We start from the raw sequence: 5414 nt of genomic DNA, 5'->3' as shown, positions 1-5414 counted from the left end.
GAGGCGAGCAGATCGGCGTAGTCCTCGCGGGACGCCCGGTCGCCGGGATGGGCGGCGAGGCGGTCGCGGTACTCGACCGCGGCGGCGGCGAACGCGGCCTGGGCGGCCGGGTGGTCGCCGGCGGCGGCGAGCCGCGCCGCTTCGCGATGGGTCCGCCGGGCAAAACGCCGATTCGGCATACGGACTCCTCAATGGGGGGATCGAGGCGGTAGCGCACCTGGTCGGGACGGACCGGGCACGCTAGGGCCCTTCATAGTAGACGCATGGCGAGCGTTTGCGGATCAGCCGATCAGTCGATGACGACCAAGTCGGGGCCCCGGTGGCCCAGGAACCGGTCGTGCGAGATCTCCCAACCGTACGCACCGGCGTTCGCGAACACGAGGCGGTCCCCGGTCCCGATCGACGAGACCCTTTGGCCTCCGTTGAGGACGTCCCTGGGGGTGCACAGCTCCCCGCACACCCGGACCTCCACATCGGACAGGACCGCGCCCGTGCGCGGCCCCTGCACGACCTGGAACGGGTGCGCGTAGCCCCACGCCGCCGGCAGTCGGAAGTGGTGCGTGCCCCCTCGCACCAGCGCGAACGCCTGACCGGCCACGGTCTTCACGTCGACGACCTCCGCGACGTACCAGCCCGCTGCGGCCGCCAGGTACCGGCCCGGCTCCACGACCAGCTCGACCCCCGCCGCCAAGTACCGGCCCGGGACATCCCCGAGTGCTTCGGCGAGGGCGTCGAGGTCGATCACGTCCCCCCGCGGATCCGCGCCCAGACCCCCGCCGACGTTCACGTACCGCAGGTCGAACCGGCCCGCCGCCGACCGCCGCGACCAGTCGAGGGCGTCGAGGACATGATCGGCGTACGCGGCGGCGTCGAGGCAGTTCGAGACCGCGTGGAGGTGGAACCCGGCCACGTCGAGACCGAGCCGCAGCGCCTGTTCGACCGCGGCGAGGGCGGCGGGCTCGTCCATGCCGAACGGCGTCGGCGCCCCCGTCATCTGATGCGACCCGGGCAGGGCCCGGCCGCGGTTGACCCGCAGTGCGATCGGCCCTTTGTATCCGGCCGCGGCGAGGAGGTCGAGTTCGCGCGGGCCCTCCACGTGCACGCACAGTGGAATGTCACATATTGCGGCGGCTGCCAGGTCCGCCGGGGTCTTCGCCGGCCCCGAGAACGCCACCCGGCCCGCGCCCGCACTGATCGCCGCGGCCAGTTCGCCGCCGGAGGCGCACTCGATCCCGTCCGCGTCCCGCGCGGCCGCGGCCACGATCGCCGGGTTCGCGCACGCCTTCATCGCATACAGGACCGTCCAGTCCGGCAGCGCCGCCCGCACCGCCCCCAACCTTGCGGTGAACACGGCGGGGTCGTAGATCCATGCGCTCGACGGCGAATCGAGCGCCGCCACCGCAGCGGCCACCTTCGCAGGGACCGGCCCGTTCACGACCGGCCCCGAGCGAGGGGGTTGTCGACGGGCGCTTCGATCTCGCGGCCCGGCGCCAATCGCATCGACAGCAGCGCCTTCGTCGGCAACTGCGGCGCAAGATAGCAGTCGCGGTCGGCCGCAGGCAGGTCAAGCGAGGCGATCAGGTCGGCCAGGTCCGCCCAGAACGCCCCCGCATCCAGGCCCGCATCGCGCTCCAGGGCGATCACCAGCGCCGCGAGGTGGTTCTGGAACAGCGTGTACGCCACCTTCGCGCGCACCTGGTCGAGCGAGACCGCGTTCACCGGGCTCCCCTCGGGCAGCACCACCCGGAACGGCACCGTCGGCAGATGCAACCGGGCCCCGCCCAGGTCCCGCGAGACCGCCGCGACCGGCACCGGCCCGTCCATGGCCACCAGGCTGTTCTGCAAATGCGCCTCCAGGCCGATCCCCATGGCCGCCTTCGCGAGCACCGGCGGCACGAACAGGCCCGCGTAGGCGCGCAGCCAGGCCGCCGGGTCGCCGTGCCAGTCGGCGTACTCGGCCGCCACGCTCACCCCCGTCACCGGCGACACGGCCGCCAGCGCCGTCGCCGGCACGCACACCGCACCCGCCGGGACGACCGCCGACAGGGGCGCGCGGGCGATCGCAGTCAGGTCCCGGCGCCCGGGCAGCCACGCCCCCGACAGGTCCGGCAGCAGCCGGTGCGGCCCTTGCGCTTCGAGCCCGGTGAGGTGCCCGGACAGGAGCGGCGCGAGCAGCGCCGTGGCTGGGGAGATGTCCCGGCGCGTCGAGGTGATGTGGATGCCGACCGCGAGTTTCAAGAACCCGGGATCGCGGTGCCCGGCGAGGGTCCGGATCGCGGCGGTCGGCCACGCCGGCACCGTCTCGTCGAGCACGACCAGGCGCCCGTCGGCGAACAGCTCCCCATAGGAGGGGAGGATGCGGTGTTCGAGCTGCCACGGGTGCACCGGGACCACCGGGTCGCTCAGGTCGAGGCCCGCGAGCATCGGATGCTCGCGGAAGTCCGCCCCCGAGTATTCGAGGACGCCGGCCCGGTCTGCGATGAGGCGGACCCGGATCGGCCGGGGCGTCTCCAGGTCGTACCGCTCCAGGTCGGTCCGGTTCCAGCCCAGGCGGGTGCGCGCGCACGGGTGGAGCTGGTGCCCGTCGGTCGCGAGCGTTTCGAGCAGCCGCGCGGTCGCATCGACGTCGCTCCTGCACGCCGCGATGAGCTTCGCCAGGCTCGGCGCCCCGGCTCGGTCGGCGAGGGTCGCGAAGTGCCGGCGGCGCACCGCGGCTCTCTCGTGCGCCAGGGCCCGGCCGGTGCGCGCCGACTCCAGCTCCGCGACCAGGTGCGCGGGGACCGGCTCGCCCAGGATCGCCTCCAGCGCCTTCACCGCGTCCCCGTCGTCGCCGCCGCGGTCGGGGTAGTCGAGCTGGTTGAACGGGCCCTCATGGACCGGCGCGGGCCCGGTGCGGTGCCCGTTCAGGTCCTCGCGCCAGGCCGCGGCCAGGATCTGGTCGGTGAGGTTCACGCCGCCGCCAGCGGGTTGCCGACCCGGACCCAGATGTCCTCGGTCGAATTCTGCGCCAAGCGCATCGCCGTGGTCGCCTTGATCGGCCACGGATCACGCAGCACCGCATCCGCGATCCACGGCTCCAGACCGAGGTCGCGCACCGCGGCGGCGACAGCGGCCCACCACTTCCCGGGGTCGGTGTCCGACCACGCGGCGAACACCTCGACGATCGCGGTCAGCGTCGTCGGGAACAGCGCCGCCAGGAGTTTCCGAAGGCGCGCTTCACGGTCGGGTTCGGGAAGGTCGCCGACGATCCCGGGGAAGCCTCCGGGCGGCACGCGCACGCCCCCGAAGTCCCGGTAGACGAGGCCCGTCGGCAGGTCCCCGGTGAAGGAGGCGAGCGTGTTCTGCCCGTGCGCTTCGAGCGCGACACCGGTGGCGGCGAACAGCCGCAGCGGCGCCAGCGCCACCGGCACGAACGCCTCCCACCACGCCTCGGGGTCGTCCCCGGTGAACGCCACGGCGATCGGCCGCCCATCCGATGGACACGTCTCAGCGAGGGCCGCGAGCGGGACCGCCCGGGGGTGGCCGATGAGGTGCGGGGCGGGACGCACGATCGCCGCCAGGTGCGGCTGCGGTTCGCCGTCGGGGCCTTCGGCGATCGCGGCCCGCTCGGGCAGGATCGCGATGCCGTGCGCGGCGGCGGGGTCCTTGAGCAGGCGGGTCAGCATCGGGCCGTTGCGGACCGATGCGGCCGAGACGTGGCGGACCGCCGAGGTCAGCTGGAGGTCTACGGCGGTCTTGATCTGGAGGTCGCCGACCGAGACCGTGCGCAGGCTCATCAACGGCGCGGCGCCTGCGAAGACCCGCACCGGACCGGTCAGGCCGTGCCGGGCCGCCTGCCACGGGTGGACCGGGAGCTGCCCGGTGCGCCCGCAGGTCGACAGCCACACCGCGGGCTCACGCAGGTCCTCGCGATAGTAAAGCCCCAGATCGAACCGGGCCCCGTGCTCCGGCGCATAAGTGCGGATCTCTTCGTCCGTGAGCTCTCCGCGCGAGCGCGCGAGCGGATGCACCGGATGCCCCAGCAGCACCGCCTGCTCGAACCACACCGACGGATCCGGATGCGCCGCCGCGGCGGCCGCCCACAAGTCGGTCGGGTGCGGCCGGGCCGCCTCCAAAGCCAGCGCCGTACCGCGAACCGCGCTGGCGACCTCGCCGATGAACCGGTCCGCGAACACCGAACCAGCGCTGATCGATGCGGCGATCTCGACCGCCGTGGCGCCGTGGGCCTTGCCGGGCACGGGTTCGCGGTCGGCGGCGGCGCGGAGGCGGTCGGCGACGATGGCGTCGGCGCGGGCGGTGGCGTCCATTGCCTGCACTGTACTGGCGAAACGGGCCGGTGTGGAGGGTGCGTTTTCTCACGCCCGCGTTGCGGCGGGCAGGATTTCAGGCCCTGACGACGGCGCCCAGTTCACCCGAGCGCGGGGCCGGGACCGCCGCGAGGCGCATCCGCAGCGCCTGGAGGACCGGCAGGTCGTAGACCGCGCCGCCGTCGGCCAGCCACAGGCCGATGTCGGCCGCCGCCTGCGAGACGGCGACGTCGTGGACGGCGGCGGCCTCGCCGGCGCGGGCGGTCTCGGGCAGGGTCGGCCACAGGACCCACCCCTGGACGTGCGCGTCGGGCAGGGCAGCGTCGAGCGCTTTGACGGCCTCGGGGAGGTTGACGGAGTCGACGTCGGCGCTGTCGCGTCCGACCGGCGCGCACAGCAGCGCGATGCGGTCGCCGCAGACGATCGCGTGCGGCACCCGCGTGTCCTCCTCGGCCGGGAGCGCGACGAACAGGCGCGCCGCCGGCAGGTTCGTGAGGACTTCGCGCAGGAGCTTCCCGGTGGGCCGGTCGGCCTTCGGGCGGGTCCCGACGGGCCCGAACGCGTTGAACTGGCGCAGGGCCCCGCCGACCGAGCGGCGCAGCGCGATGGTGAACCGCAGGCGCTTCACGGTCCATGCCAGGCCGGCGCCGGTGAGGACGTACAGGCCCAGGGCCCAGCCCCACGGCGTCGCGGGCCCGGCGAGGGCGATGACGGCGGCGGCGAACAGCAGCGCGATGATCAGCCGGCCCGTGGGCGGGGGCGGGGCGTTGTCGGGGCGCCGGCGCAGCGCCCGGGAGGTCTGGACGACGACGATCATCGCGACCGCGATCGTGACCGGGATGGCCAGGATCAGGAACACCCACGAGTCCGAGGCGAGGGCCTGCCCGAGGAAACCCAGGCCCATGAAGACCCAGACGGCGGCGACCGCGGCGCACATGGCGGCCGCGGTCCACGCCGAAGGGCGGTAGACCGGCCGCAATCGGCGCAGGCGCGCGTGCCAGGGCACGGCGACGAGGGCGCCCTCGGCGGGGAACGAGTGCTGCACCGGCGCGGGGGCGGGCGCGACGTTCCAGCCGCGGACCTTGCGGTGCGCGGGCTTGGCCGCGG

4 protein-coding genes are annotated in these 5414 nt (G+C 74.3%); all 4 read right to left on the bottom strand.

Annotated features, from left to right (window positions below; all coding sequences use genetic code 11):
• Positions 1-289: 289 nt before the first annotated feature.
• Complete coding sequence (locus DI269_RS13910; RefSeq protein WP_232822746.1) at positions 290-1399, bottom strand: type III PLP-dependent enzyme domain-containing protein; 1110 nt, start codon at positions 1397-1399, stop codon at positions 290-292.
• 32 nt (positions 1400-1431) lie between these two features.
• Positions 1432-2952 (bottom strand): IucA/IucC family protein, encoded by a 1521-nt coding sequence (locus DI269_RS13905; RefSeq protein WP_198667421.1) that lies wholly within the window; start codon positions 2950-2952, stop codon positions 1432-1434.
• Positions 2949-4307, bottom strand: a complete 1359-nt coding sequence (locus DI269_RS13900) for an IucA/IucC family protein (RefSeq protein WP_112136806.1) — start codon at positions 4305-4307, stop codon at positions 2949-2951. The genes DI269_RS13905 and DI269_RS13900 overlap by 4 nt, the downstream gene beginning before the upstream one ends.
• A gap of 76 nt (positions 4308-4383) precedes the next feature.
• Positions 4384-5414: hypothetical protein (locus DI269_RS13895; RefSeq protein ID WP_198667420.1), on the bottom strand; the 1031-nt coding region annotated here is incomplete at its 5' end.

Source organism: Glycomyces dulcitolivorans (assembly GCF_003265355.1).
GTDB classification, from domain to species: domain Bacteria; phylum Actinomycetota; class Actinomycetes; order Mycobacteriales; family Micromonosporaceae; genus Glycomyces; species Glycomyces dulcitolivorans.
Note: the sequence above shows the minus strand (reverse complement) of the source record. Positions and strands in the feature narration are given on the sequence as shown.

Bases quoted from the DNA above. Each gene is read 5' to 3' on its own strand.
- DI269_RS13900 (WP_112136806.1), bottom strand. From the start codon at position 4,307: ATGGACGCCACCGCCCGCGCCGACGCCATCGTCGCCGACCGCCTCCGC.